The sequence below is a fragment of the Curtobacterium sp. MCPF17_011 genome, from assembly GCF_003234145.1.
In the GTDB taxonomy this organism is placed as follows: Bacteria; Actinomycetota; Actinomycetes; order Actinomycetales; family Microbacteriaceae; genus Curtobacterium.
On sequence record NZ_QKSK01000023.1, the window covers coordinates 1 to 1,269 of the forward strand.

Sequence of the window (1,269 nt, forward strand, 5' to 3'; positions counted from 1 at the left end):
GGTTGGGACTGCTGCAGGTTTGGTTGACTCGTTCGTTTAGGCCGCGAGTGCGACCTGTGGGTTGATGATCGTCTCGTACTCGATCGGGGTCAACTTCCCGAGACCGCGCTGGCGTCGTTTCCGGTGGTAGGTCGCCTCGATCCAGGTGATGATCGCGAGCCGGAGCTCTTGCCTGGTCGCCCACCGTCTCCGGTTCAGGACGTTCTTCTGCAGGAGGGCGAAGAACGATTCCATTGCAGCGTTGTCGGCGCACGCGCCGACTCGGCCCATCGATCCGAGGAGCCCTGCATCGCCGAGCGCCCGGACGAACTTCTTCGACCGGAACTGGCTGCCCCGATCCGAGTGGACGACCGTCCCGGTCGGGTTCCGGCGGTGCAATGCCATTTGCAGGGCCGCGACGGCAAGCGAGGACCGCATGCGATCGCTGATCGAGTAGCCCACGATTCGGCGCGAGCAGGCGTCCTTGATCGCGCAGAGGTAGAGCTTGCCCTCCCCGGTCGGGTGCTCGGTGATATCGGTCAGCCAGAGCTTGTCGAGGTCTGGAGCCGTAAACGCACGCCGGACCCGGTCGTCGTGCACCGGCGGTCCTGCTTTCCGGGTCAGGCCGCGCTTCTTCGCGTGCAGGGACCAAAGCCGCTGCTGTGAGCACAGCCGCCATACCCGCCGTTCCGATGCTCGATGGCCGGCCGCGACGAGGTCGTCGGCGATGAACCGGTACCCGAACGTCGGATCGTCCCGATGCGCATCGATCGCGGCGTTGGTCAGGTGCGCGTCGTCCCAGTCCCGCTTGGACACGGGGCTGGCGCGCCACCGATAGAACGCCTGCTTCGAGAAGCCCAGTACCCGGCAGGCCACCGCGACAGGAACACCGTCGTCGGCGAGTTCGAGGACCAGCGGGTAGATCATTTTGGGAGTTGTGACTGGGCGAAGTACGCCGCTGCCCGGCGGAGGATCTCGTTCTCCTGCTCGAGCAGCCGGATCCGTTTCTGCGCCTCCCGCAGCTCAGCCTGCTCCACCGCTTTCGCCGACGGCGACGCAATAGCACCGACGCCATCGTCGCGGTCCGCGAGGCGCAACCAGCGGGCCAGGCAGGACTCGGACACACCGAAGTCCTTCGCGACCTGCCGCACTGACGTCTCGCCCTTCCGGGCGACCGCGATCACGTCACGGCGGAACTCTTCCGGATACGCCTTCACCATGGCGCACATCCTTCCAGCAGGAGCCAATGCCCCTACCTGTCAGGAGTCAACCAAACCTGCAGCAGTCCCC

Annotated in this window: 1 protein-coding gene; it reads right to left on the bottom strand. The window is 65.9% G+C overall.

From position 1 onward, the window contains the following. Positions 1–36: 36 nt before the first annotated feature. Positions 37–1,199 (bottom strand): IS3 family transposase gene (locus DEJ25_RS16320; protein WP_111045338.1). Its coding sequence is split into 2 segments (ribosomal slippage): positions 37–920 and positions 920–1,199, totalling 1,164 coding nucleotides; the frame shifts between segments, so codons are not numbered across the junction. Positions 1,200–1,269 lie beyond the last annotated feature (70 nt).